Source organism: Rhodococcus sp. OAS809, from assembly GCF_040546695.1.
GTDB classification, from domain to species: Bacteria; Actinomycetota; Actinomycetes; order Mycobacteriales; family Mycobacteriaceae; genus Rhodococcus_F; species Rhodococcus_F qingshengii.
The window spans coordinates 4,772,977-4,796,545 of sequence record NZ_JBEPOI010000002.1 but is presented as its reverse complement, the minus strand read 5'-3'; the positions used below and the strand labels follow the sequence as shown (position 1 = coordinate 4,796,545).

Genomic DNA, 23,569 nt, shown 5'->3' with positions numbered 1-23,569 from the left:
CTATACCCATGCACCTCAACACCCGCATGTCGCGGCGCCTCACCCTTGCCACATCAGTAGGCCTCTCACTCGCCCTCGTTACGGGTTGCTCGTCCGACAACAAGGACTCCGCCCAGTCCGAAACCACGACCACGACGTCGGCCGCACCAACCGAACAGGCCTCGGCAACACCACGTCTCGCCGTGTCGTACGACGGCGGCGTCCTGGTGCTGGATGCAACTTCCCTCGACGTGGTCGGCGAGACCGAGATCGACGGCTTCACCCGACTCAACCCGGCCGGCGACGGTCGCCACGTCATGATCTCTGCCGGCGAAGCATTCAAGGTGCTCGACACCGGCACGTGGTCTTCGGCTCACGGTGATCATTCTCATTACTACACAGCCGATCCCGCGATGTCCGAGGTCGAGTTCGCAGCCAACGAGCCCGGACACGTCGTACGCCATGCCGGAAAGACGGTCCTCTTCAACGACGGCTCGGGACTGGTCGAGATCTTCGACCCGGTTCAGTTGGCAAAACGTCAGCCTCGCGTCGAGACGTACACCACCCCGGAACCCCATCACGGCGTCGCGGTCGCACTTGCCGACGGCAGTCTGTTGACGACCATCGGAAATTCGGAGTCCCGCAACGGCATAGCTGTCCTCGATGCCGACCGCAAGGAAATCCTGCGCAACGAACAGTGCCCCGGTGTCCACGGCGAAGCAGTCGCTACCGGCGAAGCCATCGTGCTGGGCTGCCAAGACGGGTTGCTCGTGTACAAGAACGGAGCGATCACCAAGGTCCAGAGTCCGGATGCATACGGTCGCATCGGAAATCAGGCAGGCTCGGAGGAGTCGGACATCGTGCTGGGTGATTACAAGACCGACAAGGACGCCGAACTCGAACGTCCGCAACGGGTCTCGCTGACCAACACGACGACGTCCGAACTCAAGCTCGTCGACCTCGGCACCAGCTACACCTTCCGCTCACTCGGCCGCGGACCACACGGAGAGGCACTGGTGCTCGGCACCGACGGCGCCATCCACGTCATCGACCCGAACACCGGCGTCGTCACCAAGAAGATCGCCGTCATAGACGCATGGACCGAGCCCACCAAATGGCAAGAGCCCAGGCCCGCGCTCTTCGTAGAAGATCACACCGCTTACGTCACCGACCCAGCGTCGAAGAAGCTGATCGCAGTCGACCTCGAGGACGGCAGCATCCTGACCGAGACCACCCTCGATCACGCCCCGAACGAATTGACCGGTGTCACCGGCTGATTCAGATCCTCACCTCAGGCCCCCATCTCACACCGAGATGAGGGCCTGAGCCGTTCTCGTGCTTCGCCTACTGACCAGGGAATCTCATACCCAGGCAATCCCCGAGGTGCTACGACGCGCACCTCAGAGAATCGAAGCCGTTGTCGCTAGCTCTGCTGGAGCTGAGCGATGAGCAGGACCACGATTGACCGCGGCACAAGTCAGCATGGAATAACTCCGTGTGGAGGTTCGTTGGAGATGGTGTCGGTGTTCGGTTCTTTGCCCCGGGTACCACCCCAGAATTGCCACTTCGAGTGGCCACTTGCCGAGAGGCGCAAGACGGGCACCGACGCGTTGGAGCCGCTGGACACCTGCAGGTGTCCGGCGGCTTCGTCGTGTCCGGGGTCGGACCTCGGTCCGTGACGGTCGAGGTCCACGATGTCGACCGCCGAATCTGCAATAACCGAAAACGCGTGGTTTTCCTACCGGAGGGTGGACACTCGATCATGCGCCAAAGCAGCTATGACCGTCCCTCTGCCGACAGGGCACTCCGATGGCTACTGCTGACATGGGGCCTCGGCAACTCTGTGGTGTGGTGGATCCACCTTTCACGGCGAGGCAGTCGCGCAGTCGAGACGTCACCGATACAGCCGGGCCCGTTCGGGGAGGCCAACTGGCTCGATATGGGAGGTTTCCTCGCATACTCCTCGGCCGCAACCTTGTTGATCATCGCGATTTGGTACGTCGCGGCCCGCAGGTGATCCGCACCGATAGAGTCCATGACATGGACGCCCTTTCACAGTCCGAACGGGAGAATTCGCTAGAGACCGACCGACTGCTTCTGCGACCGTTCCGTGTGCCCGATGCCGTTGTCTTGCGGGAGCTCTGGGGTGAGCGCGATCCTCGTGTCCCACCGCATCGTCGGATCGATTCCGATGGTCGACCCTCCATCGGAGACATCGAGGACCAGATTCGCAGTCGCTCACACCAACCCGGTCTACTGGCGGTGGAGCGTAAAGGATCCCATGACGTCATCGGCTACTGCGGCCTGATCGAGACTGAGCACGGACCTGACGGAGAGCCTGAACTGGCATTCGAATTTCTCCGTAGGGCATGGTGTCAGGGATATGCGACTGAGGCCTCATGGGCGGTAATCCAATGGGCGCAGGCATCAGGCTATCGACGTCTGTGGGCCACGGTCCGTGACTGGAACGGCGCTTCTCGCCGTGTGCTGGAAAAACTCGTATTCGTGGCGACCGACCATGCGGAGCCTCACGAAATCCACGGGGACCTGCTGTTCACGACAAAGGCACTGTGACTGCCTCGGCGACACAGGACTCGATGCCGCAATGACGAAGGTGCTGCGACGCGGTGACTCGGAACGCGCGCCGCAGCACGGGGAGTAGCTAGGCCGGGTTTTCGCCGGCAGCGACGTCGAGGATCCACGTCACCCCGAACGCATCGGTGAGCATGCCGAAACCGGGGCTCCACGCCGCGGCGGCAAGACCCTCGATGATCGATGCACCAGCAGAGAGTTCGGCCCAGTAGTTCTGCACCTCTTCGAGGGTTTCACCGCGAACCGAGACGAAGAACGGTTGGTCGGTGATCGTGGTGCCGTTCTCGCGGTGTGTCGAGCCTGCGTTGCCGGCCGAGCCGCCCGACTGTCCAGGGATGTCGTATGCCATCACACAGAAGCCGTCCTCTGTCTCCACCTGGCCGAACACGACGTTCTCAGCGCCGGGCACCTCCTTGGGCATCCCGAAGTCGCCGTAGGTTGCGATCGTGACCTGGCCACCGAAGACGGACTGGTAGAACTCCAGAGCCGCGCGGGCGTCTCCGCGGAAGTTGAGGTGGGTCGTTGTCTTGATGCTCATGTCTGCTCCTGGTACGAACGTCGCTCGGGTTTTCCCTGACAACGTCGACTCTCACAGCCGTATAGGACTGTTTTCGTCCTAGACTCGTCGTAGTCTCACCGCATGGCGACCACCACTCGACTCTTGAATCTGCTGTCCCTCTTGCAGACGAGACGCGACTGGCCGGGCGCTCTACTCGCCGAGCGGCTCGACATCAGCCATCGCACGGTCCGCCGCGATATCGACCGGCTCAGGGAGATGGGTTACCGCATTGCGGCGACCATGGGCCCGGACGGCGGATACCGACTCGACGCCGGCAGCGAGCTGCCACCCCTGCTGTTCGACGACGATCAGGTCATCGCACTGGCAGTTGCGCTGCAGGCGGCGACGCTGACCGGCGTCGGTATCGAAGAGGATGCGGTTCGAGCGTTGACCACTGTGCGGCAAGTGATGCCGTCGCGTCTGCGCCATCGCCTCGACGCGCTCAGTTTCACCACGATTTCGGCCGGTTCCGGCGACGCAGACTCCGTGTCCCCTGAGGTGCTCGTAGCGATTTCCGCTGCAGTCCGCGGTCGCGAGGTGTTCCGCTTCGATTACTCGAACGACCACTCAACCGACAACAGCGAAATAACACCCCCGCGCCGAGTGGAGCCGCATCATCTGGTGACCTCCAAGCGTCGCTGGTACCTCGTCGCGTGGGATCTCGCGCGAGACGACTGGCGAATCTTCCGCGCCGATCGCATCACCCCACGCACCCCGAACGGTCCCCGGTTCACGCCGAAGGAAATCCCCGGCGGCGACGTCAGCGAATACGTGTCCGCGCGCTTCAAAGGATCGGAACATATCAACAATTGGCCGTGCCACGGCAAGGTCGTTCTCCATCGACCAGCCAGTTATGTTCTTCCCTTTGTCGGGGAAGGCATCGTCGAAGATCTTGGCCCCGAGCAGTGCAGTCTCGAAGCCGGATCATGGTCTTGGATGGCGCTGGCAGCCTCCTTCAACCGATTCGACACCGACATCGATGTCGTCGGCCCGGCAGAACTTACCCACGCTTTCGCGCAACTCGCCGCCCGCAACGCCGCGACTGCTGAGAGTTAGTCAGTCGTCTCGAATGAGATCCAGGTCTCCAACGCAACCGTGCGCCCGCGGGTTCGTGATAGCTTTCAAGTCCTCAGAGGACCTGAGGACTTGAAGACCTGAACGAAGGGATGCCCAAGGAGATGAAGAAGGGGCAAGTTGCATTTCTCACCGGCACACACGTCGTGAACGATCTGTACCAGGGGGCTGTGCCTGCGCTGTTGCCGTTCATGATGCTCGAACGCGGATATTCCTATTCCGCGGTCGCCGGAATCACGCTCGCCGCGACCGGACTATCCAGTGTCGTGCAACCTGCATTCGGCATGCTGGTCGATCGAAAGAGCCGAAACTGGCTGGTACCCACAGGTTTTGTGACGGCCGCAGCAGGCATTGTCGTGGCAGCGATGAGCACCACCTACATCGTCACTTGGCTGGCAATTGCCGTGGCCGGCATCGGCATCGCCGCATACCATCCTCCCGCCACAAATTTGGCACGCGCGGCTGGAGGTCATTCACAGAAAGCCATGAGCGTGTTCTCCGTGGGCGGTACGTTGGGCGCCTCGCTGGCGCCACCGTTTGTCACGCTCGTGGTTGGCTCACTCGGTTTGTCCGGCGGCTATCTACTCGCAGTTCCTGCAGTGGTGGCGGCTATTTGGTGGATGGTCGCCCAGTCGCGATCGGCCAACACGGGTGCGGCCGAGTCAGCCCAGTCGTTGAGTGCGCAACTGGCAGCGAACGGTCCCGTGTCAGACGATTGGCGCTCGTTCACACGACTCGTGCTGGTAACGGTCTGTTGGTCAATTCCGTACGTGACCACACTGTCGTTGGTCTCACCGTTCGTGCTCAACGCACTGAACGGATCGTCCTCGAGCGCTGCAATCGTGTTGTCCTCCTTCACATTGGCAGGAGCGGCCGGAACGCTACTGGGAGGAGTCCTCGCGGACCGTCGTGGTCGACGCGCATCCATCCGACTCGGCTACCTGCTTGCGGTACCTTCACTGGCGCTGCTCGCTGCCGCTCCGAACGTTGCAGTTGCCGAATTGGGAATCGTCTGTCTCGGATTTGCTATGTTCCTGCCCTTCGCGCCACAGGTGACATTGGCGCAGGACTACCTACCGAATCGCCCCGGCACAGCAAGTGGGGTGACGCTCGGACTCGCGATGTCCGTGGGAGGCATCGCATCTCCGCTGTTCGGCTACCTGGCAGATCACTTCGGACCGCGCATGGCGATCGGGGCGACAACTGCAGTGCTGTTCGTCGGCGCCGTCATCGCATTCACGTTGCGCGATCGACGCCTCGACCCGGAAGACGAGACGGAGCGCGAACTGGACGTCATCGCCCTTCGATAAACCATAAGACGGCCCCGTAGTCTGAAGATTCATCGGAGGACATGAAGTATTACTCGGTGAGCCGCTCCATTGCGGTTCACCGAGTCAGTCAGGAGCAGTCACATGGCAGTGCGCCAGATCAAGCAGCAGTCGCTGGTACAGAAAGCCGCGGACGAACTTGCGCGCCTCATCGGCGACGGCGAGTGGCCGGTCGGGACCAAAATCCCGAACGAACAGGATCTGAGCACACTCCTCGGAGTCGGGCGTTCGACCGGCAGAGAGGCCGTTCGCGCACTGATTGCGTCGGGCCAGCTCTACTCGCATCAAGGGTCCGGCACCTACGTCATGTCCTCGACACCGGTCACGGAACTCGAGCGAGAACTCAAACGCTCGGACCGCCGCGAAGTCTACGAAGTACGCAGACTTCTGGAAGTGGAAGCGGGCCGCCTGGCTGCCATGCGCCGGACTTCCGCCGACGTCGATCTGTTACAGGCAGCACTCGAAGCCCGTGAAAATGCTTCGACACCAACAGAATTTGTCGACGCTGACATGGAACTACATCGCGCCGTGGTGAATGCTGCGCACAACAGCGTGTTGTCGATGGTGTTCGATTCATTCATCGAAACGCTCCGCAACTCGGCCCTCCACGTGATCGCCGACGTCGCGGCGCGAGACCCCGAATCGATCGACGACGAAGCCGCTGCCCACCGAGATCTAGTGGAAGCCATCGTCGCGGGTGATGCCGACGCTGCCAGCGCGGCAACGCGCAGGAACATGGACGGGCTCGACTGACCCTCTCTATCGTTGTCAGGCATGACGTCCACATCGCTCCCTCCACGGGGTCTCCGGATCGGTCTGTCCGCCATCGCGTGGCTAAACCTGCTCTCTGCGCTCGTAGGAATGGCGGGCCTGACGATCGGCGGCGGGATGGGCCTGCCTCCTGAGTGGATCGAGGGAACCGTCTTCCCTTCATATTTCTGGCCCGGAATCCTCCTCGGCGTTGTCGTCGGAGGCATCCAGGCCGCCGCGCTCTTCGCTCAGCACAACAGGTTCCGTCTGACGTGGGGCCTGCACGCGGCCGCCGGCCTGACCATGATGATCTGGATCTTCGTCGAGATCGCCATCGTTCTCGCCTGGTCGCCGCTGCAGGGCATCTTCTTCACCACCGGACTAGTCCAGACGATCCTCGCCGTTCTCGCACTCGGCGCCTGGCCTCACCCCTTCCTCCAACGAGTCGAGTAATGACGGAACCTGTTCTCGAACAACAGAATCACGACGGCCGGGCCCACCTCACCTTCCCGAAAAAGCCCTTGACTCGAAAGTATGTTCGAGTATGATGGAAGGTAGAACGGGGGGTTCTCATGACGATCAACATCACCGAAGATGCTGTCACCGACGTGGTCAACAGCTCCGCCGTGGGTGTGCGCGGACGATTGTGGCGGCTTCACCCCAGCGACGTCCGCGAGATCGCCATCACCGCGTCAGCGGAAATCCTTCGCCTGGAAGCCATTCGAGTGGCCGCCGTCGACACCCTGACGTTGAACGCGGACGAACAAGTACTCTGCTACCGCGGCACCGGACAATGGCTCGCGAACCACACCATGCTGCAGATCTCCACCGGCAGAAGAATCGCAGCCCTGGGAAAAGCGCTACGGTCGTTTCCCGAGATCGAAGACCAATTCGATGCCGGTGACCTCACTTTCGAGCACGCAGCACTGATCGTGGCGTTCTGCGAATCCCCACCCAAGGCAATGCCCGACGCCGCACTACCGTACTGCCGCGACACACTCCTCGCCGCAGCATCCGGAACCGAAGCAACCACCGTCAAACTGCGCTACGCCATCAGCGTCCTCGAGCACATGTTCGAATCCGACGACCCACCACCAAGCGAAGACACCGACCGCAACGAACTGCGCATCTCCCCCACCCTCAACGGAAGAATCGCCGTCCGAGGCGATTTCGACGGAGTGACCGGCGAAATGCTTCTCTCCGCCCTCTCCAACCTCTCCATGCCCACCCCCGCCGAGGACGGCACACCCGACAAACGACCCGCCGCCACACGCAACGCAGACGCCATGGCAGAACTCATCCGGCGCTACCTCGACAACGCTGCCACCGGCATCGACGGCGGCCAACGCCCCCACCTGAACGTGCACATCAACGCCAAAGACCTGGCCTACCACCATGAATGCGCCACAACGAGTGATGGCTCAACACCTGTCCCCTCCGAGGACGACGATCCCGGCATGCTCGATCTCGACTTTCACGATCTCGACTTTCACGATCTCGATGTCGGCCACATGCCCTGGATGGGACCACTGAGCGTCGGCCGCACCCGCATGATCGCCTGCGACTGCATGCTCGGCGCCGTCCTCCTCGACGAAAACGGCGCCCCACTCGACGTCACCCCACTGAAAAGGCTTGTCACCGCGGCACAACGCACCGCCCTGATCGCCCGCGACAAAGGCTGCGCCTTCCCCGGCTGCGACTGCGTCCCCGCCTGGACCGACGCACACCACATCAAACACTGGGCCAAAGGAGGACCAACCGTCATGGACAACCTGGTCCTGCTCTGCCGAACCCACCACACCCTGATGCACCGAAAACCCGGATTCACCGGCAAATGGGAAATCCGAATGGGCACCGATCACCTGCCATGGTTCATCCCACCACCGGGCATCGACCCCGACCGGAAACCCCGCCGCTCCACCACGCGACTCTGAACCCGGAGGTCACCGAGCAAACGCCTCGGTGACCCATTCCGGCGTGCTTCGATAGCCGGAAAGGGCGGCACGGTATCCCCTATTGCTAGCGTTGAGGGTGTGTTTGCACAGGGAACCAACGCGCTGACGGTAGACGGCCGACCGACGCTCGCGCATATCGATTTTGCCCTTATGGATTCCTATCGATTTCCCGACCGGCAGGGCTTCCCCGATTCATATCGCGCATTCATCAGGCACGCAGGTTGGGCGCGGACCTTCGGACTCTGGCTCATCTATCCGCCCGTCCTTCCCGGATTTGCCGACGGCTGGCAAGGGCGCGCCCGCAACCTCACCGCCCATCTTCATTCGGTCTACAGAGAAGGACAGGATGACGAGTTCGATTGGATGATCGAACCCGACGGCGATTGGTCACTCCCCGACTCGCTGCAGGTTTTCGGATGGAGCGAAAACGGTGACGCCCTCCTGTGGGACACAGCATCACGCGACACCGACGGAGAGTTTCCGGTTTGGGAATCACGCTCGTTCAACTCTCTCCACCGCCTCGGCGGGAGCATCCACGAAGCACTACCGTCCATTCGCACCCGGGCTATGGGCCTGTTCGGACCTCGCACCTCCGACATCGAGCCACTCCAGCCCACCCAACTCTGACGCGCGACCCAAATTATCGATAGGCCGCGGACACAGCCACGAATACGACACCTACGACGACGACCAGCGACAGATAACCGAGAACGAGTCCGGCCACTGCCAATCCTCGCCCACTTTCGCCGGAACGGCGAATCTGGTTCAACGACACATGGCCCACTGGAATAGCAAGAACTCCACCGAAGATTCCAAGTACAAGTGCGACGATGGCCAAGGCATTCGTGCCGACCGCTGGTCGCGCTGGATAACGCGCTTCAAGTTGATCTGCGAGTACCGGAATCCCGTCCGATGTGAAGCCCACTTGTGCAAAAACGGGTCGGCCATCGGCGGTGTAGCCGACCACCCCAGGGAGCGGTGCCGCCACCTGCCTGACAGGCCCGAACGTCGAACGAAGGCTCCTCCCTAACAGCAGCGCCGCGGCCATATACAGCAACAGCCCCGCCACAGATCCGGCTATCCAGGCTCCACGAAACGCCGGCCCGTCGACGTCGAGGATCCTCCCCGCCGCCCTCACACCGGATCCTGCTGCACCGACCGCGATACTCAAATTCACTGCGCCGGGAATAACGGCAAGCATGGCAATGGCACCGACACCAAGCGACAATGCCGGGCCACCGCGACGCCGCCACGCCAACGAACTCATCAGCGCTGCAAACAAAGTCACAGCGGCGCCTAGAAGCCCAGTCACAAATCCGACAACGACTCCCGTCTCGAAGTCCCCACCTAGATGACGAGCAACCCACTGTGCCCAGGCCCGCGCGAATGGCGGCCCGAGCGTCAGCGAGACAACGACCGTTGCAACCGCAACGCACGCCACGACACTGATGACCCGCAGAATCCACCCCAGATAACCGAAATGCGAATTATTTTGCGCAACAGTAGTTTCCGAGTCGATCACCAGGATTCCTTCGTTCAGAGTGTGAGAACAGAACGGCTCTAGCCGTCACTCCACACAGAACCGTGGCCGGACCGGCTCACTCATCTGATCAAGTTCTGGCGCCTGTGTCTGTAGTTCGTTCGCACGACCAAACCGGCGATAGCAACGATTACATAGTTGTGTTAGCGTTGTTTTTATGAGCTCGAGAGCAAAGATTCTGGCCGCGGCAACCGAGCTGCTCAACACCTCCCCCAACGGCGACATATCCACCCGCGCCGTGTGCGAGATGGCCGGCGTCGGCGCCCCCGCGCTCTACCGTCAGTTCGGCGACAAGGACGGTCTGCTCGCAGCCGTCGTCGAGGCGGGCTTCTTCGAATACCTCGAAGGTAAACGCGCTGCGACACCTTCCGATGACCCCGTTGCCGATCTACGGGCCGGCTGGGATGCGCACACCGCCTTCGCGCTCGCGCATCCCGCTCACTACCGCTTGATGCACTCACCTTCCGCCCAGAGCGCCGACACCGCCCTGCAGGCTCAGGCGCTACTTCGATCCGTTCTCCAACGATGCGCTGCGGCAGGTGTTCTGACCGTATCGGTCGACGTGGCTACGCAGATGGTGATGTCCGCCAATGCGGGCGTCGCTCTGATGCTCGTCGTCAGGCCGGAACAGTACCCCGATCCGACGCTGTCACAGCGAGTTCGCGACGGAATCTTCGCGTCCATCATCGACGAATCCGGCGCCCACCCGGAAACCTCACTCAACAGAGTTGCATCTACTCTCGACGCCCAACTGGCCGCCGCAGATTCAACTTCTCTCTCCGCCAACGAAGTCGGCCTACTACGAGAGTGGCTTCGCAAGCTGTCCGATGCAACCGAAACCAGTTCAGGAGTTACATCATGACTGACACCACCACCCGCATCGCCATCGTCACTGGCGCTTCCGGCGGCATCGGGCGAGCGACTGCCGAGAAGCTCGCCGCCGACGGAATGGCTGTCGCCGTGCACTATTCAGGAAACATTCAACGCGCCCAGGAAACAGCTGACGCCATCGTCGCTGCGGGCGGTCGCGCCATAGCGGTGCATGCGGACGTCGCCGACGAAGGTGAAGTCGCGGCCCTGTTCGATACGGTCGAGGAGGAGTTCGGGGGCATCGACGTCGTCGTCCATGCAGCCGGAATCATGATCCTCTCCACCGTCGCAGAACTGAACTTCGACGATTTCGATCGGATGCATCGGACCAACGTCCGAGGGACCTTCGTGGTCGACCAGCAGGCAGCCAGACGTGTCCGGCGCGGTGGTGCGATCATCAATTTCTCCACCTCCGTGAAGAAGCTGGCATTTCCGACTTATGCCGCGTACGCCGCCACCAAAGGTGCTGTCGACGCGATCACTCTGGTTCTCGCGAAAGAGCTACGGGGACGCGATATCACGGTCAACGCCGTAGCCCCAGGCCCCACGGCCACCGATCTGTTCCTCGACGGGAAAGACGAAGCTACAGTGGAGAACCTGTCCAAGCTGGCTCCCCTGGAACGCCTCGGCACACCGATGGACATCGCGGAGGCTGTCGCATTTCTCGCCGGCCCAGCTCGTTGGGTCAATGGCCAGGTCATCTACGTCAACGGCGGCGTGATTTAGCGAAACCATCGCCTAAGGACCACACCTTGGCAATTCCGACAAAACAGTCAAACCAGTCGACTTTGGTTGTAATGTGCAAACAATGGATAACCAGGATCGAGGGTCCGCCCGGACGTCACGACGACAGTTCATCAGCGTTGCAGGGCTGGCGGCAACCGCGGTCATAACCCTCGCGACCTCCTCGACCGCCGGCGCCGCCGGCCCCACGGCACCCAATCCAGGTTCGCGGGTCGGCGATCCTGCTGAAGCCCAAGCGGTGCAACGCGTCGCAGAGACACTGCTGAACAGCGGAGTCCCCGGCCTTGCCTTCGCCATCGTCAAACCGGATGAGAAGAACCGCAAGGCGAGTGTCGCCACTACGTACCACTACGGCCAGGCCGACGTCGAAAACGGCGTGAGAGTCACTCCACGAACGCAATTCGAGATCGCCTCGGAGACCAAGACCTTCACCGCTGCACTACTGGCGAAACTGATCGCTCGGGGAGAAGTCGGATTGGACGACCTGGCGAGCAAGTATTCGGATGGCAACCCGCTGCCGAAAGGCATCGGCGGCGAGGAGATCACGCTTCGCCAACTGGTCACCCACCGTTCCGGCCTGAGCGACGACCCGCCCAATCTTTCGGCGGGGTGTGCCGATCCCACACGATCGTGCACGGACGAGAAGGCGAAGTACACCAGAAATATGCTCTGGAAAGGACTCCAAGACGCCGGCGCCTTGGAGTTCGCCCCCGGTAGCCACTGGCTGTACTCGGACTTCGGGTTCGGACTGCTCGGCACATTCATGGCCGACAAAATCATTCCGGGACAAGAGAAGCCACCATTCGCGGCGGCAGTCGCCCGCGAAATCACCGACCCGCTCGGGATGATGGGTACCGTGATCGAGACCAAAGCAACCGACCTTGCCGTTCCGTACCACCTCGACGGCACACGAGCGCCTCTGTGGAACAACACGGGTGCGATCGCAGGAGGGGGTGGGCTGGTCAGCACCGCCGAGGACATGTCGATTTGGGCTGCAACAACTCTCGGCTACGGAAACAACCCGCTCAAACCAGTCCTGACCTCGATGCTCGAGCAGATCGACACGCAAGCTCCGGAGAATCCTGCATTCGGAATGGGAATGGCGTGGCAGCTCCAACCCCCGACGCCGAACTTCCCACAACGGTTCGCCAAGAAAAACGGAGACAGCTCGGGATCCAACTGCATCACCCTGCTGGTTCCCGACAGCGGCTGGTCGATCACGATTCTGGCGAACGGTGGAAATGCGGCGATGATCGACCCTGCAGCCGTGAACCTGATGCATGATCTGGTTCCGAGACGACCCATATTCGGTAGCTCGACGGGAAGTTCGTCGGGCAGCGACGTCGGCTTCCAGACCGGGTCATTCGGATAGGCCCACTTGCCTACAGGCGCTACATCTTCGTCGAGCGCGCCATCACGAAGCAGTAGAGCCCGTAGGTGATGATGCCCAATCCGGCAAGGATCAGCAGCGCCACTCCGTACGGCTGCGCGCCCAGCGTCTTGAACGCTCCGTCGAGTCCGGAGGACTTGCCGGGTTCGGAACTGTTGACCGCAAGAAGAACCAGAATGCCGACTGCAGCGATGGCCAAGCCCTTGGCGACGTACCCGACGGTTCCGAGTCGGCGCACGAAGTTGCTGGGTGTGCCTTTCAGATCATCGAGGAAGTTCTGGCTCGCGCCCTTGTACACGTGGTACACACCAACGGCGATGATCGCGATCCCGCCGATCACCAATGCGATAGTTCCAAGCGTGTTCTCCATCAAACGCGCCGTGATCCCCGCACTCTGACCGCTGCTGGACTTCCCGCTACCGCGGGCGAATCCGAATGCAGTGAACGCAAAACCGAAATAGACGAGCGAAATGCCCAGAGCCTTTGCACGGTTGAAGAACTCTTTCTTCTTGTCGTCAGAGGACGGCGACGACGAGCTTCCCAACGCAGCTTCGGCCAATCTCCACAACGCCATGGCAAGGAAGGCAACGACGCCGACCCACAGAGCGAAGACACCCCCCGGCTTTCCTGCCAACTCGGCCATCGCACCCGATTGGTCCGCAGACCCGGATCCACCGAGAGCAAGGCGGATCGCGATATATCCGATCAGCAGATGAACCACACCGCTGACGACGAATCCGGCACGGGCAAAGCGCTCGAAGACATTGTTCTGTGCGACGTCAGCCGCCGTGGACGCAACGCTCTTCTGGTCGTGCGGTGACGATTCTTTATTCATCATGATCGTCGAACCATATACGGGCAGACAGTTCCCTCGAACGCCTGCATCAAGTGTTTCGAGATCAAGGGTTTCGAGGGTTCTGATCCGGCGTCGACCGCGGTTCTTCGGGGTTGGGAACCTTGGGGTCGATCGTGTCTGCATGATCTCGTTGCTGGTTCAGTTCCTCGCGAGAACTCGTCGCCTCTTTCCGATGCTGCGCTGCATGATGTTGCAGCGCAGACGCTTCCGCCGCTTTGGCGTCGGCCTCTGCCTGCACCATGCGCGCTTTGGCTGCTGTCTCTTCTGCCCGCGCCTCGCGCTCGCCTACTTGCAGTGACTTGTCTGCGACGTCTTCGCGGATCTGTTCTGCCTCGATGTGACGACGCTCGTCACGCCTGTTTCGCGCCACCCACAGGAGTGCGGCCACGATCGCTATCACCACGACCACGGCAACAATTATCCAGATAATGCTGCTGGTACTCATACTGCGAGAGGTACCCACCTGCGACTTTCTCACACGCAGGCAAACAAATACGCTGAATTACAGGTCGGTCGGATGTGTGTTGGCTCCGCATAGAACCACGCACAGTTCACCGTCGGACGGCGGCGACACCGTTCCGTTCAGAACCGGAGCCAATGCTGCTGCGGTTCCCAACTCCACCAGAATCCGGAACTCCCGCCACAGGAATGCCCGCGCTTGCCGGATCGAATCATCTTCGACCACAACACTGTCTACCGAACTCTCATGCAGTGTCTCCCAGGCGATGGCACCAATTCGTGTAGCCCCCAACGAGTCTCCGGCGATACTGTTTACTTCGATATCCACCGGACGCCCCGCATCGAGCGAGGTGCGCAAGGTGGCAGCCCCGGTCGGCTCGACGGCTACCACGTGATCTTCGGGACGAGCCGCCGCGACGATTCCAGAGACCAATCCGCCGCCGCCGACTGCAACGCAATACGTGATCGGTCCGGATGCGTCGTCTTCGATCTCGAGAGCGATGGTGCCGGCCCCACTGACGATGTCGGGCAGGTCGTAGGCGTGCAGTTCGAGCGCACCGCTGGTGCGTGCGATGTCCGCCGCAGCGGCAGCAGCGAGTGCATACCGGTCGCCTACCTTGTGAACGGTTGCACCCAACTCTCCGAGAGCCTTCACCTTGGCATCAGGCGCTGTCTCCGGCACCACCACTGTGCAGGTGAGTCCTCGTCGCCGCGCTGCCCACGCGGCCCCGATTGCAGCGTTGCCGCCAGACGCGATCACCACGCCGGCATCGGGCATGGTGCCGTCGGCGACCGCTCGTTCCACTGCATTGAGACTGCCGCGCACTTTGAAGGAACCGCCGTGCTGGAGGTACTCGAGCTTGAACAGAACCGGTACCTCACCCTGTGGCGTCGGTAGCGCAGTGCGAAAGATCGGAGTACGCCGCGCCAGTCCCGCGATACGAGTCCGCGCAGCTTCGACGTCCGAGCGCTCGATTGCCACTGGACCTGCATTGTTGTCGGCGGTGAGAGTCATGTACCAACCCTACGGTTCGCAACGCCGACCCGAAGCAGTCGGCCCATCGTCATCATGATGTCTGTTTTTCACCAAGGAATGCCCGCATCTGACCGAGACAATGCACCTCGGGGTGAATAAATTTACTACTACAAGCACAACGACGACATCAAGGAAAGGCACACCCCATGTCGAAGATCGCAGTATTCGGTGGAAACGGTTTTGCAGGAAGCGCAATCGCGAAAGAAGCCGCTTCACGCGGCCACGAGGTAACCGTCGTCGCTCGCAGCGCGCAGTCCGGAACCGACACGAATGTCGTGCAGGGTTCTGTTCACGACAACACGATCGTGGAGCAGATCACGGCAGACAACGACGTCGTTGTCGTTGCCATCCCCGCTCGCGAGATCGACGGCAAGCGCCTGCTCGACGCCGTCACTCCCCTCGCAGATGCCGCCGCACGCAACGGTGCTCGCATTGCCGTAGTCGGTGGCGCCGGCAGCCTGTTGGTCTCCGAGGGTGGGCCACGCGTCGTCGACACCCCCGACTTCCCGGACGCATACAAGGGTGAGGCACTCGCTCACGCCGACGTCCTCGATGCGCTCCGCGCGACCGACAGCAATGTCGACTGGTTCTACGTGAGCCCGGCCGCTGCGTTCGGTGCCCATGCCGGCGTCGCCCCGAAGGGATCGTTCCAGTTGGGTGGCGACATTCTCCTGACGGACGCCGAGGGCAACTCCGCCATCGCGGGCGAAGACTACGCACACGCTTTTGTCGACGAGATCGAGACTCCGGCCCACCGTCGCCAGCGTTTCACCGTCGCACACTGAATATGAGCAACCTTCGTAGGCGCGCAGCCTGGATGACTGTTCCCGCTGCCGCCGCACTCCTGCTCACCGCGTGCTCCAACGACGCGGAATCCGCAACGCCCAGCAGTTCTACGACGTCCACGAGCGTTGTTGCCGAACAGGGCGATCAACTCGAATCCAACAAGACCGTCGTCACGGACTTCTACGAACTGGCGTTCAACGGCCGTCAGGTTCAGCAAGCCGCCGACCGGTACCTTGGCGACGTCTACATCCAGCACAACCCCACCGCCGCCGATGGGGCAGCCGGATTTGTCAGCGGCATAGGCGGTTACGTCGAGGCCACACCCGGATTGCATGCCGAGATCACTCGCGTTTTCGCCGAGGGCGATCTGGTTGCCCTCCAGTCCCACACCACGTCTGCACCCGGCGACCGCGGCCAGGCGGTATTCGACATCTTCCGCGTCGACAACGGCAAGATCGTCGAACACTGGGATGCCATTCAAGACGTGCCGGAAACGTCCGCGAATCCGAACACGATGTTCGACGGACCCACCTCGTCGCCGTCCAAGTCGTCAGAAGTCTTGGAGCGCAACACGGCCAACGCGTTGACGTTCCTGCAGCTCGCCTTCAACGAAGGCAAAGCCGCCGAGGCTGCCGACCAGCTGGTCGGTCCGACCTACACGCAGCACAACCCCTCGTTCGCTGACGGCAAGGACGCATTTGTCACCGCACTGGCCGGGATCGAACCCGTTACCGAAGACAAGGCCACCAAGTTTCCACGGACGGTAGCCGAGGGCGACTTCGTCTTTGTTCAGACCTTCGCTTCGTCCGGTGAGGGAACGGCCGGCAGCGGCTCGATGGACATCTTCCGATTCGACGAGAACGGCAAAATCGTCGAGCATTGGGACGCCGTCCAGGACTACCCGTCGACGACTGCAAGCGGCAACACCGTGTGGGACGACGGTCGCTGAGACGACAACTCCGAACAGTTCAGAGAGGGATGCGGATCAGCCGACGTTGATTCGTTCTGTGTCGCCGTCGTAGTAGTCCAACAATCTCTGATCCATCACCCGGCGCCACAGCGGTGGAATCCACGCGATCACGATCATCACTGCGTAGCCGGCCGGAAGTTGCGGCGCTTCGGCCGCGCTACGCAGACTTTGGTACCGCAGCTTCGGGTTGGCGTGGTGATCGCTGTGCCGCTGCAGTTGGTAGAGAAACAGATTGCTCACGACGTGATCGCTGTTCCAACTGTCAGCGGGGCTGCAGCGAACGTACGAGCCGTCGGCACGCTTGCCACGCAGCAGGCCGTAATGCTCGAGGTAGTTCGCGGCTTCGAGGAAGGTGAATCCGGCAACTGCCTGCAGCAGGAGCCAGGGCGCGACCTCCCAACCGAAGATACCGATCAGCGTCGCGAAAAGGACAACGCTCATCGCCCAAGCGTTGAGAATATTGTTCTCGAAGCTCCAGGTTCGTTTGCCTTTCCGCTGGAGTCGAGCGCTCTCGATCCGCCAGGCAGAACGCAGGCCGCCGAACACACTTCGTGGCAAGAACCTCCAGAAGCTCTCACCGAACCGCGAGCTGGCCGGGTCCTGCGGAGTCGCTACACGCACATGGTGGCCGAAATTATGTTCCACGTAGAAGTGCCCGTAGAGAGATTGCGCAAGCGCCACTTTCGCGAGCCACTGTTCGATCTTCTCGCTCTTGTGGCCGAGCTCGTGGGCCGCGTTGATACCGACGCCGGCGACGACGCCCACCGTGAACGACATCGCGATCTTCTCCGCGATTCCCATCGGAGCGTTGATCCAGCACCAGCAGGCGAAGACCAGACCGGCGTATTGCAAGGGGAGGAACGCGTAAGTGCACCAGCGGTAGTAGCGGTCCTTCTGCAGTCGTGGGATCGCATCGTCCGGCGGACTTTCGCCGTCTTCACCGGCCAGCATGTCGATGATCGGGATGACGATGACCAGTAGCCACGCGCCGGTCGCCCAGAACAATCCGAGACGAAGGTTGTCGACGAGAATCCAGGAGAGGAACGGGCTGAGTGGAATCAGCAATCCGAGCGGCCACAGGTACCTCTTGCGGTCGCGCCAGCGCGGATTTTCGCCGGACGGCGAGTCGGTGTTCTGGACAGCGTTCGATTCGGTACGCCGTGCGTCGGAAGTCGCTGTCATTCGCCGATCTCGCCTTTCGTCCCCTCGAACGATTCGCCCCACGCACCGTTCACGCTCAGCAAACCAGAACTAATGTCCGGACGGGTATGGTCCCGAAATCCAGAGCGCCCTGCTCGAAAGACGGCACGAGCGCTTGTACTCACCAAAAACTCCCCCGCACATCACTGCTCACCCCGACAGTAGATACGGACAAAATACCCCACGGATCTGCGGGGATGGCGACCACCTCCGCACGTCGCCGAGGATCGATGATCCCTGCCAGGGCAAGGTCGAACCGCGTCGCCCTCGTCGAAGTAACGGTAACCGGCAGTGACAGAAATCATAAGCAGAGGACAGGATTTCCGCTCGTAGTGGCGACCAAAAAGACTGCGCGCCCTCAACTGGTCAGTTGCGGGCACGCAGTGAAAAGGTGAGCAAGCGTCAGAGCGTTGCAAACACCTTCGTTTTCACTTCGTTCAGCCAACCGTTCGCGGTCACGAAGTCTGTGACGCTCGACTGCAATCCGAAGACGTGCCCGGCCTGCGCCGCCGGCAGCCTCGTGAAGAGGTTGTCGTCGAGGACCGCCTGAACCGCCGCACTGGTCGACCCGTCCGCGTTCAGCGGATACAGCACGACCGTCACGCCGTTCAGGATGTCGGCCAACTGCTCCATCGGATAGGACGCGTATCCGGCATCGGTGTAATTGGTCGGAACACCGGGCCCGTACGCCAATCCGAGTTCGTTGACCACCAAATTGCCGATCGCACCGGTGGGCTGCTGAACCGAGAAAGCGCCGGGCGCGTCTCCGAGTGAAATGTGAATCCACTTGTTGGTCGCGATCACGTCGGCGTACTCGCCACGGACACGTTCGAGATTCTCTTCGTAAGCAGTCCGCGTCGACTCGAGCACGTCGGTTTTGCCAATTGCCTCAGCAAGCTCGGTGGTGATCTTCTTCCAGTCGCCTCGGCTCTCTCCCTTGACGATGACGGTGGGTGCAATGCCGGACAGACGGTCGAACGCCGCTTGGTCCACCTCGTCGGCGTCGCCGACAATGATGTCGGGATCCGCCGCAGCGATCGCTTCGAAGTTCATTTCCCCGAAAGGCCCGATGGTCGGGAGCCCGTCGACGAAGGCCTGCTGCTCCGGCGTGAATTCACTGATCCACTTGCCGTAGTCCTGCACAGCAGCCGGTTTCACTCCGAGAGACATGAGCTGCCAAGGAGTGTCGTACGACGCGGCGACGACGCGCTCAGGTGAAACCGGCACCTCGATGTCCCCGTACGCCGACGCGACGGTCCGGACGTCCGTCTGCTCGGAGTCGGCCGACGACGAGGAACAGCCGGTCACCACCATCGCACCTACGACGGCAACCGCCGCCGCTGCGATGACTCTGGAACCGAAAGAAAATGATCGAATTGCGCGCACGCAGAACTCCTACAGGGTGATTGTTTAGCCAACCCTAAGTTCATTCTGCGGCACGGCACAAGTCCGATCGAGGCACTTAGAGTCGCTGTTCGGACTAGTCCTGTAGCCAATCGGTCATTGGCGCGCGCGGATGATCGATCAGGCTTGCAAACTCCCCCGGCGTCACGCCCATCGTTCGACGAAAAGCCGCACCGAACGCGCTTTCGGAACGAAAACCCGTCTTCCGCGCCACAAACGAGATGCTTCGACCGAGTGCCAGAAGTTGCATCGCATGATGAGCCCGCAGTCGCATACGCCATTCCGAGAAGGTCAATCCGGTTTCGGCCGGAAACCGTCGTGTGAGAGTCCTCGTACTGACCTTCGCGTCGGTGGCCCACTCCTCGACCGATCGGGTGTCGGCCGGGCTGGCAACCAACTGATCTGCGATCTGCCGAAGCCACGGCGTCGTCGGCAGCGGCACATCGAAAATCAGTCGCGGAACGGGTTCGACGAGGTCGATGGCAAACGCCTCGGCTCGTCGACGAGCCGCGTCGGTCAAGTCGTCTCGGGTGAGGTGATCGAGTACTTGTTCGAGCAGCGGAGGGGTGGACAAGGCCACCACACGATCCAACCCGGTCACATCGGATGCCACCAACCACGTGCACGACAATTCTGTGCCGCTGCGCGCTGTCACCTCGTGGGGAACAAAGGACGGGATCCACAGACTGACTCCGCTCGGCACCGTGTACACAGTCTCCGGAGTACGGACCTCGAGAACACCGTCGATCGCCCACAGCAATTCGTGATCGCTGTGGCGGTGCATCTCCCAGGTGTAGTCGGAATCGACGGCCAGCCGATTGGTCGCCAACCGCAAGTACCCGTCGGCACTGACGCGCAGCGGTCGAACGACGCGTTGCCACTCGGACAGTTCGTCGAGCGGACTGCTGAGCGGGTAGTCGATCTGCTCGCTCACCGCAGCGTCGACAGTTCGGGATGTCCGAACAGGCCAGGCAACCCACCGGTGTGCAGGAAGACCGTTTTTGATCCCGCCGTGATGGCTTCGTCCTTCACGAGTTGGATCAATCCCGCAAAGGCTCGGCCGGTGTACGTCGGGTCGAGGAAGATGCCCTCAGTACGAGCCAAACATCGGATCGCGCCGGCTGATGCTTCCGTGAGCGTCGAATATCCTTGTCCAACTTGGTTTCGCAGGATCTGAAGATCTGCGGCTCGCGCGGTCGGACCAGGCATCTCGTCCAACAACCCAGCGACAGTCGACACCGGGTCGGCAACAGCCCCGACGTCGACGCCCACAACTCTGTCGACGCCCAGATGCGCGACAAGGCCTGCCATCGTTCCACCCGATCCGAGTGCAACCACGACGCGATCGACGCCGGCGAGTTGCTGTTCGATCTCGCGTGCGCAGTCCACGTATCCCTGCGCAGCCACCGCGCTGGTACCACCGAAGGGAATGACAAAAGGTACACCGCCCGAGTCCGCGACGGCCTGCACCGCGGCGTCGAGCGCGGATGCCGTGTCCCCACCGGCCCAGACGATCTCAGCGCCCGCGAGTGCATCCAGAACGAGATTTCCCTGCGCGGATTCCGGCTCGGCACCACCGAGCACCAGCACACAACGCAATCCCAAACGGGCTGCTGCCGACGCAGTCAAGCGAGCGTGATTGCTTTGCGGTGCACCGGTAGTGATCAGAGTCGTCGCGCCGACGGCCAAAGCCTGAGCGCAGGTGTACTGCAGCTTTCGGATCTTGTTGCCGCCGCCGCCCAGGCCGGTGACGTCGTCACGTTTGATCCACAGATCTTCCGGCCCCAATCCGAGTGCCTGCGCGCAACGCGCCAGAGGTTCGACGGGCGTCGGCCAACTGCCCAAGCTGATCGGCGGAACGGCGGAACTCAACATTTGACGAGTCTAGTTCGACCGTGCACCTACAGGCTGGGCTCGCATACAGTCGGGACATGGGAACTTTCACGACGACCACACGTGATGTACCGCTGACCGTCAGCCGACCGGATTCGCCGAGTGAACCGAGACATGCGGTAGTAGTTCTCCAAGAAGCGTGGGGCGTGAACCAACACATCGAGAGCATCCTCGAACGCCTCGCCGATGCCGGCTACCTTGCCGTCGCCCCGCATCTCTACCACCGCGGCGCACAGACCTCCTTCACCGACTTCCCGTCCGCGAAGGATGCGCTCATGGCACTCGACGGCACAAGCATCGGCCACGACGTACGTGCCGCCGTCGACTACAGCCGATCCGAGGGAGCAGACAAAGTCGGCTCCCTCGGATTCTGCATGGGCGGCACCGCATCCCTGTGGTGTGCCGCCGTACCCCTCGTCGATTCCGCTGTCACGTACTACGGTGGCGGCGTTGCAGAAGCCCGATGGGATGGGATTGCCGCAGGCACCGAACTTGCAGCGCAACTGCAGGTCCCGTGGCTCGGTCACTACGGCGACCTCGATCCGAGTATCCCGCCGGAGAGCGTCGAGCAATTGCGCGCAACCGCGTCCGATCTCGCCCGGGTGTACCGCTATGCCGACGCCGGCCACGCGTTCAACAACGACACTTCGGCCAGCCACTACGCCCCGGATTCTGCTGCCCTCGCCTGGACCCGCACTATGGAGTTTTTCAACGAAACCCTGTGATTGCCAATGTAAGTCAGGGAAACCGCTTGACCACCGTGCCGGTGATCTCGTCCTGAACCTGTTCAGCCGTTACCGCTCGACTCTGCGCCCGACGTGATCGGGTGAAGTAGTAGATGCCGATCACGGCAAGAACAAACGGCACCCCGAACACCAAGGTCATCTTGAAATCCTCGACCCACAATGTCGTGACGAGGATCGCGACCATGAGGACACCACCCAGTATCGTCCCCACCGGGAAGAACGGAATCGTGAACGAGAGGGTTCGTCCTTCGCTTGCCATCCGCTTGCGAAAGAACCAGTGCGTCACGAAGATCAGCAGCCACGTCGCCATTGCCCCGAACATCGACAGCGAGATCATCAAGGTGAATGCCTGCTCGGGAAAGAGAACGTAGACGATTGTTGCGACGGCGATACCCGACGTCGACAGCAGCAAGGCATTGACCGGTGAGCCGTTGGCCCTGACCTTGCCGAGAATGGCCGGCGCGTCACCAGCACGGGAGAGCGAGAACATCATTCGCGAAGACACGTACAGCTGACTGTTCATCGCGGACAGCGCGGCGATGATCACCACGAAGTTCAGCACGCTGTCTGCGCCCGGAATCTTCACGACCTGCATCACCGTGACGAAAGGGCTTCCGCCGCTCAATATCTTGTCCATCGGAGCGATTGCCAGAATCAAGGCAAGCGTTGCGATGTAGAAGACGAACAGTCGGACGATCGTCACACGGAATGCCTTCTTCACCGCCACCGCGGGGTTTTCCGCCTCACCGGCTGCAATGGCGATCATCTCGATGCTCAAGTAGCTGAAGATCGATACGATCACGGCAAACCACATGCCGGACAAACCATTCGGGAAGAATCCGCCACCGGCCGTGTAATTGTGAAATCCGTAGTCCGGGTTCCCGCTACCGAACACGACGTACGCTGCCATCACGATGAATGCCACGATCGCGAAGACCTTGATCGTCGAGAACCAGTACTCCATCGTTCCGAAGGCCTTGACGTTGAACATGTTCACGCCGATCAGCACTCCGGAGAACAACACGATCCACAGCCACGACGGTACGTCGGCGAACCAGAACTGCATGTATTCACCGATTGCGGTGACCTCGGTACCGACCGCGAGGACGATGCATGACCAGTAGAGATAGCGAACGAGGAAGCCGATCAACGGTCCGACGTAGAACTCTGCGTACGCACCGAACGAACCTGATGTCGCATGTGCGACGGTCATTTCGGCGAGGGCACCCATCAGCAGCAGGGCGATCAACCCGCCGATCGCGTAACTGATGATGACGCTCGGGCCGGCAAATCCGATGGCGAACTTACTGCCGAGGAAGAGTCCGGTGCCGATTGCACCGCCGAGCGCGATCATGCTCATCTGCTTGGGGCCGAGTTCGCGTTTGAGACCTGATTCTCGCTGCTGAATGTTTTTGAAATCACTCATGAAAGCTCCTTG

The 23,569-nt window shown here is 61.5% G+C and carries 24 protein-coding genes; 14 read left to right on the top strand and 10 right to left on the bottom strand.

From position 1 onward, the window contains the following. Positions 1-8 precede the first annotated feature (8 nt). Together aztD and ABIE52_RS25290 are read left to right on the top strand one after the other, a co-directional pair. The gene (gene aztD, locus ABIE52_RS25295) at positions 9-1,256 is read left to right on the top strand and encodes a zinc metallochaperone AztD (protein WP_192712153.1); all 1,248 of its coding nucleotides are present in this window, start codon (positions 9-11) and stop codon (positions 1,254-1,256) included. Positions 1,257-2,019: 763 nt separating this feature from the next. Next, complete coding sequence (locus tag ABIE52_RS25290; RefSeq protein WP_007729791.1) at positions 2,020-2,553, top strand: GNAT family N-acetyltransferase; 534 nt, start codon at positions 2,020-2,022, stop codon at positions 2,551-2,553. 88 nt (positions 2,554-2,641) lie between these two features. Here ABIE52_RS25290 and ABIE52_RS25285 read toward each other — a convergent pair whose 3' ends face one another. Then, positions 2,642-3,109, bottom strand: a complete 468-nt coding sequence (locus tag ABIE52_RS25285; protein ID WP_030536456.1) for a VOC family protein — start codon at positions 3,107-3,109, stop codon at positions 2,642-2,644. 102 nt (positions 3,110-3,211) lie between these two features. Between ABIE52_RS25285 and ABIE52_RS25280 the strand changes: the two genes are divergently transcribed. The 6 genes from ABIE52_RS25280 (at position 3,212) to ABIE52_RS25255 (ending at position 8,864) form a co-directional block, all read left to right on the top strand. After that, the gene (locus ABIE52_RS25280; protein ID WP_192712152.1) at positions 3,212-4,186 is read left to right on the top strand and encodes a helix-turn-helix transcriptional regulator; all 975 of its coding nucleotides are present in this window, start codon (positions 3,212-3,214) and stop codon (positions 4,184-4,186) included. A 122-nt stretch (positions 4,187-4,308) separates the two neighbouring features. Next, positions 4,309-5,514 carry an MFS transporter gene (locus ABIE52_RS25275; protein ID WP_051649716.1) on the top strand — a complete coding sequence of 402 codons (1,206 nt, stop codon included), beginning with the start codon at positions 4,309-4,311 and terminating at the stop codon, positions 5,512-5,514. 102 nt (positions 5,515-5,616) lie between these two features. Then, positions 5,617-6,285, top strand: coding sequence for a FadR/GntR family transcriptional regulator (locus ABIE52_RS25270; protein ID WP_192712151.1), 669 nt, complete (start codon positions 5,617-5,619; stop codon positions 6,283-6,285). Positions 6,286-6,306: 21 nt separating this feature from the next. Beyond that, positions 6,307-6,735: a hypothetical protein gene (locus ABIE52_RS25265; RefSeq protein ID WP_228401410.1), complete on the top strand. Its 429-nt coding sequence runs from the start codon at positions 6,307-6,309 to the stop codon at positions 6,733-6,735. Positions 6,736-6,854: 119 nt separating this feature from the next. Beyond that, entirely contained in the window at positions 6,855-8,216 is a 1,362-nt protein-coding gene (locus tag ABIE52_RS25260; protein WP_354541555.1) for an HNH endonuclease signature motif containing protein, read from the top strand. Between the two features lie 99 nt (positions 8,217-8,315). Continuing rightward, the gene (locus tag ABIE52_RS25255) at positions 8,316-8,864 is read left to right on the top strand and encodes an SMI1/KNR4 family protein (protein ID WP_228401412.1); all 549 of its coding nucleotides are present in this window, start codon (positions 8,316-8,318) and stop codon (positions 8,862-8,864) included. A 13-nt stretch (positions 8,865-8,877) separates the two neighbouring features. Here ABIE52_RS25255 and ABIE52_RS25250 read toward each other — a convergent pair whose 3' ends face one another. Next, positions 8,878-9,759 carry a DUF4190 domain-containing protein gene (locus tag ABIE52_RS25250; RefSeq protein WP_047269436.1) on the bottom strand — a complete coding sequence of 294 codons (882 nt, stop codon included), beginning with the start codon at positions 9,757-9,759 and terminating at the stop codon, positions 8,878-8,880. Between the two features lie 175 nt (positions 9,760-9,934). Here ABIE52_RS25250 and ABIE52_RS25245 point away from each other — a divergent pair, with 175 nt between their 5' ends. The 3 genes from ABIE52_RS25245 (at position 9,935) to ABIE52_RS25235 (ending at position 12,763) form a co-directional block, all read left to right on the top strand. After that, positions 9,935-10,639: a TetR/AcrR family transcriptional regulator gene (locus ABIE52_RS25245; protein ID WP_050655986.1), complete on the top strand. Its 705-nt coding sequence runs from the start codon at positions 9,935-9,937 to the stop codon at positions 10,637-10,639. After that, positions 10,636-11,373: an SDR family oxidoreductase gene (locus ABIE52_RS25240; RefSeq protein ID WP_151098352.1), complete on the top strand. Its 738-nt coding sequence runs from the start codon at positions 10,636-10,638 to the stop codon at positions 11,371-11,373. The genes ABIE52_RS25245 and ABIE52_RS25240 overlap by 4 nt, the downstream gene beginning before the upstream one ends. 82 nt (positions 11,374-11,455) lie before the next feature. Further along, positions 11,456-12,763: a serine hydrolase domain-containing protein gene (locus ABIE52_RS25235; protein WP_192712784.1), complete on the top strand. Its 1,308-nt coding sequence runs from the start codon at positions 11,456-11,458 to the stop codon at positions 12,761-12,763. A 19-nt stretch (positions 12,764-12,782) separates the two neighbouring features. On the opposite strand, the gene ABIE52_RS25230 is transcribed toward ABIE52_RS25235, so the two are convergent. From ABIE52_RS25230 to ABIE52_RS25220, 3 genes are all read right to left on the bottom strand, one after another. After that, positions 12,783-13,619 (bottom strand): DUF1206 domain-containing protein, encoded by an 837-nt coding sequence (locus ABIE52_RS25230; RefSeq protein ID WP_003943056.1) that lies wholly within the window; start codon positions 13,617-13,619, stop codon positions 12,783-12,785. 61 nt (positions 13,620-13,680) lie between these two features. Further along, the gene (locus tag ABIE52_RS25225; protein WP_020971062.1) at positions 13,681-14,082 is read right to left on the bottom strand and encodes a hypothetical protein; all 402 of its coding nucleotides are present in this window, start codon (positions 14,080-14,082) and stop codon (positions 13,681-13,683) included. Between the two features lie 57 nt (positions 14,083-14,139). Further along, positions 14,140-15,111, bottom strand: a complete 972-nt coding sequence (locus tag ABIE52_RS25220; RefSeq protein ID WP_042446253.1) for a serine/threonine dehydratase — start codon at positions 15,109-15,111, stop codon at positions 14,140-14,142. 167 nt (positions 15,112-15,278) lie between these two features. On the opposite strand from ABIE52_RS25220, the gene ABIE52_RS25215 reads away from it, so the two are divergent. Then, on the top strand, positions 15,279-15,917 hold the full coding sequence (locus ABIE52_RS25215) for an NAD(P)-dependent oxidoreductase (RefSeq protein ID WP_030536013.1): 639 nt from the start codon (positions 15,279-15,281) through the stop codon (positions 15,915-15,917). A gap of 32 nt (positions 15,918-15,949) precedes the next feature. Beyond that, positions 15,950-16,867 carry a nuclear transport factor 2 family protein gene (locus ABIE52_RS25210; RefSeq protein ID WP_225320166.1) on the top strand — a complete coding sequence of 306 codons (918 nt, stop codon included), beginning with the start codon at positions 15,950-15,952 and terminating at the stop codon, positions 16,865-16,867. 36 nt (positions 16,868-16,903) lie between these two features. Here the strand turns inward: ABIE52_RS25210 and ABIE52_RS25205 are convergent, their stop codons facing one another. From ABIE52_RS25205 to ABIE52_RS25190, 4 genes are all read right to left on the bottom strand, one after another. Next, a complete protein-coding gene (locus ABIE52_RS25205; protein ID WP_007730881.1) occupies positions 16,904-18,070 on the bottom strand; it encodes an alkane 1-monooxygenase in 1,167 nt (388 codons plus the stop codon). Positions 18,071-18,490: 420 nt separating this feature from the next. Further along, complete coding sequence (locus ABIE52_RS25200) at positions 18,491-19,474, bottom strand: ABC transporter substrate-binding protein (RefSeq protein ID WP_030536016.1); 984 nt, start codon at positions 19,472-19,474, stop codon at positions 18,491-18,493. Between the two features lie 94 nt (positions 19,475-19,568). Further along, complete coding sequence (locus tag ABIE52_RS25195) at positions 19,569-20,426, bottom strand: helix-turn-helix transcriptional regulator (RefSeq protein ID WP_050655982.1); 858 nt, start codon at positions 20,424-20,426, stop codon at positions 19,569-19,571. Further along, complete coding sequence (locus tag ABIE52_RS25190) at positions 20,423-21,367, bottom strand: D-cysteine desulfhydrase family protein (RefSeq protein WP_054187490.1); 945 nt, start codon at positions 21,365-21,367, stop codon at positions 20,423-20,425. Before ABIE52_RS25190 ends, ABIE52_RS25195 begins: the two co-directional genes overlap by 4 nt. Before the next feature lie 56 nt (positions 21,368-21,423). Here ABIE52_RS25190 and ABIE52_RS25185 point away from each other — a divergent pair, with 56 nt between their 5' ends. Continuing rightward, positions 21,424-22,110, top strand: a complete 687-nt coding sequence (locus ABIE52_RS25185; protein WP_192712783.1) for a dienelactone hydrolase family protein — start codon at positions 21,424-21,426, stop codon at positions 22,108-22,110. 13 nt (positions 22,111-22,123) lie between these two features. On the opposite strand, the gene ABIE52_RS25180 is transcribed toward ABIE52_RS25185, so the two are convergent. After that, positions 22,124-23,557, bottom strand: coding sequence for an amino acid permease (locus ABIE52_RS25180; protein ID WP_192712782.1), 1,434 nt, complete (start codon positions 23,555-23,557; stop codon positions 22,124-22,126). Positions 23,558-23,569: the final 12 nt, after the last annotated feature.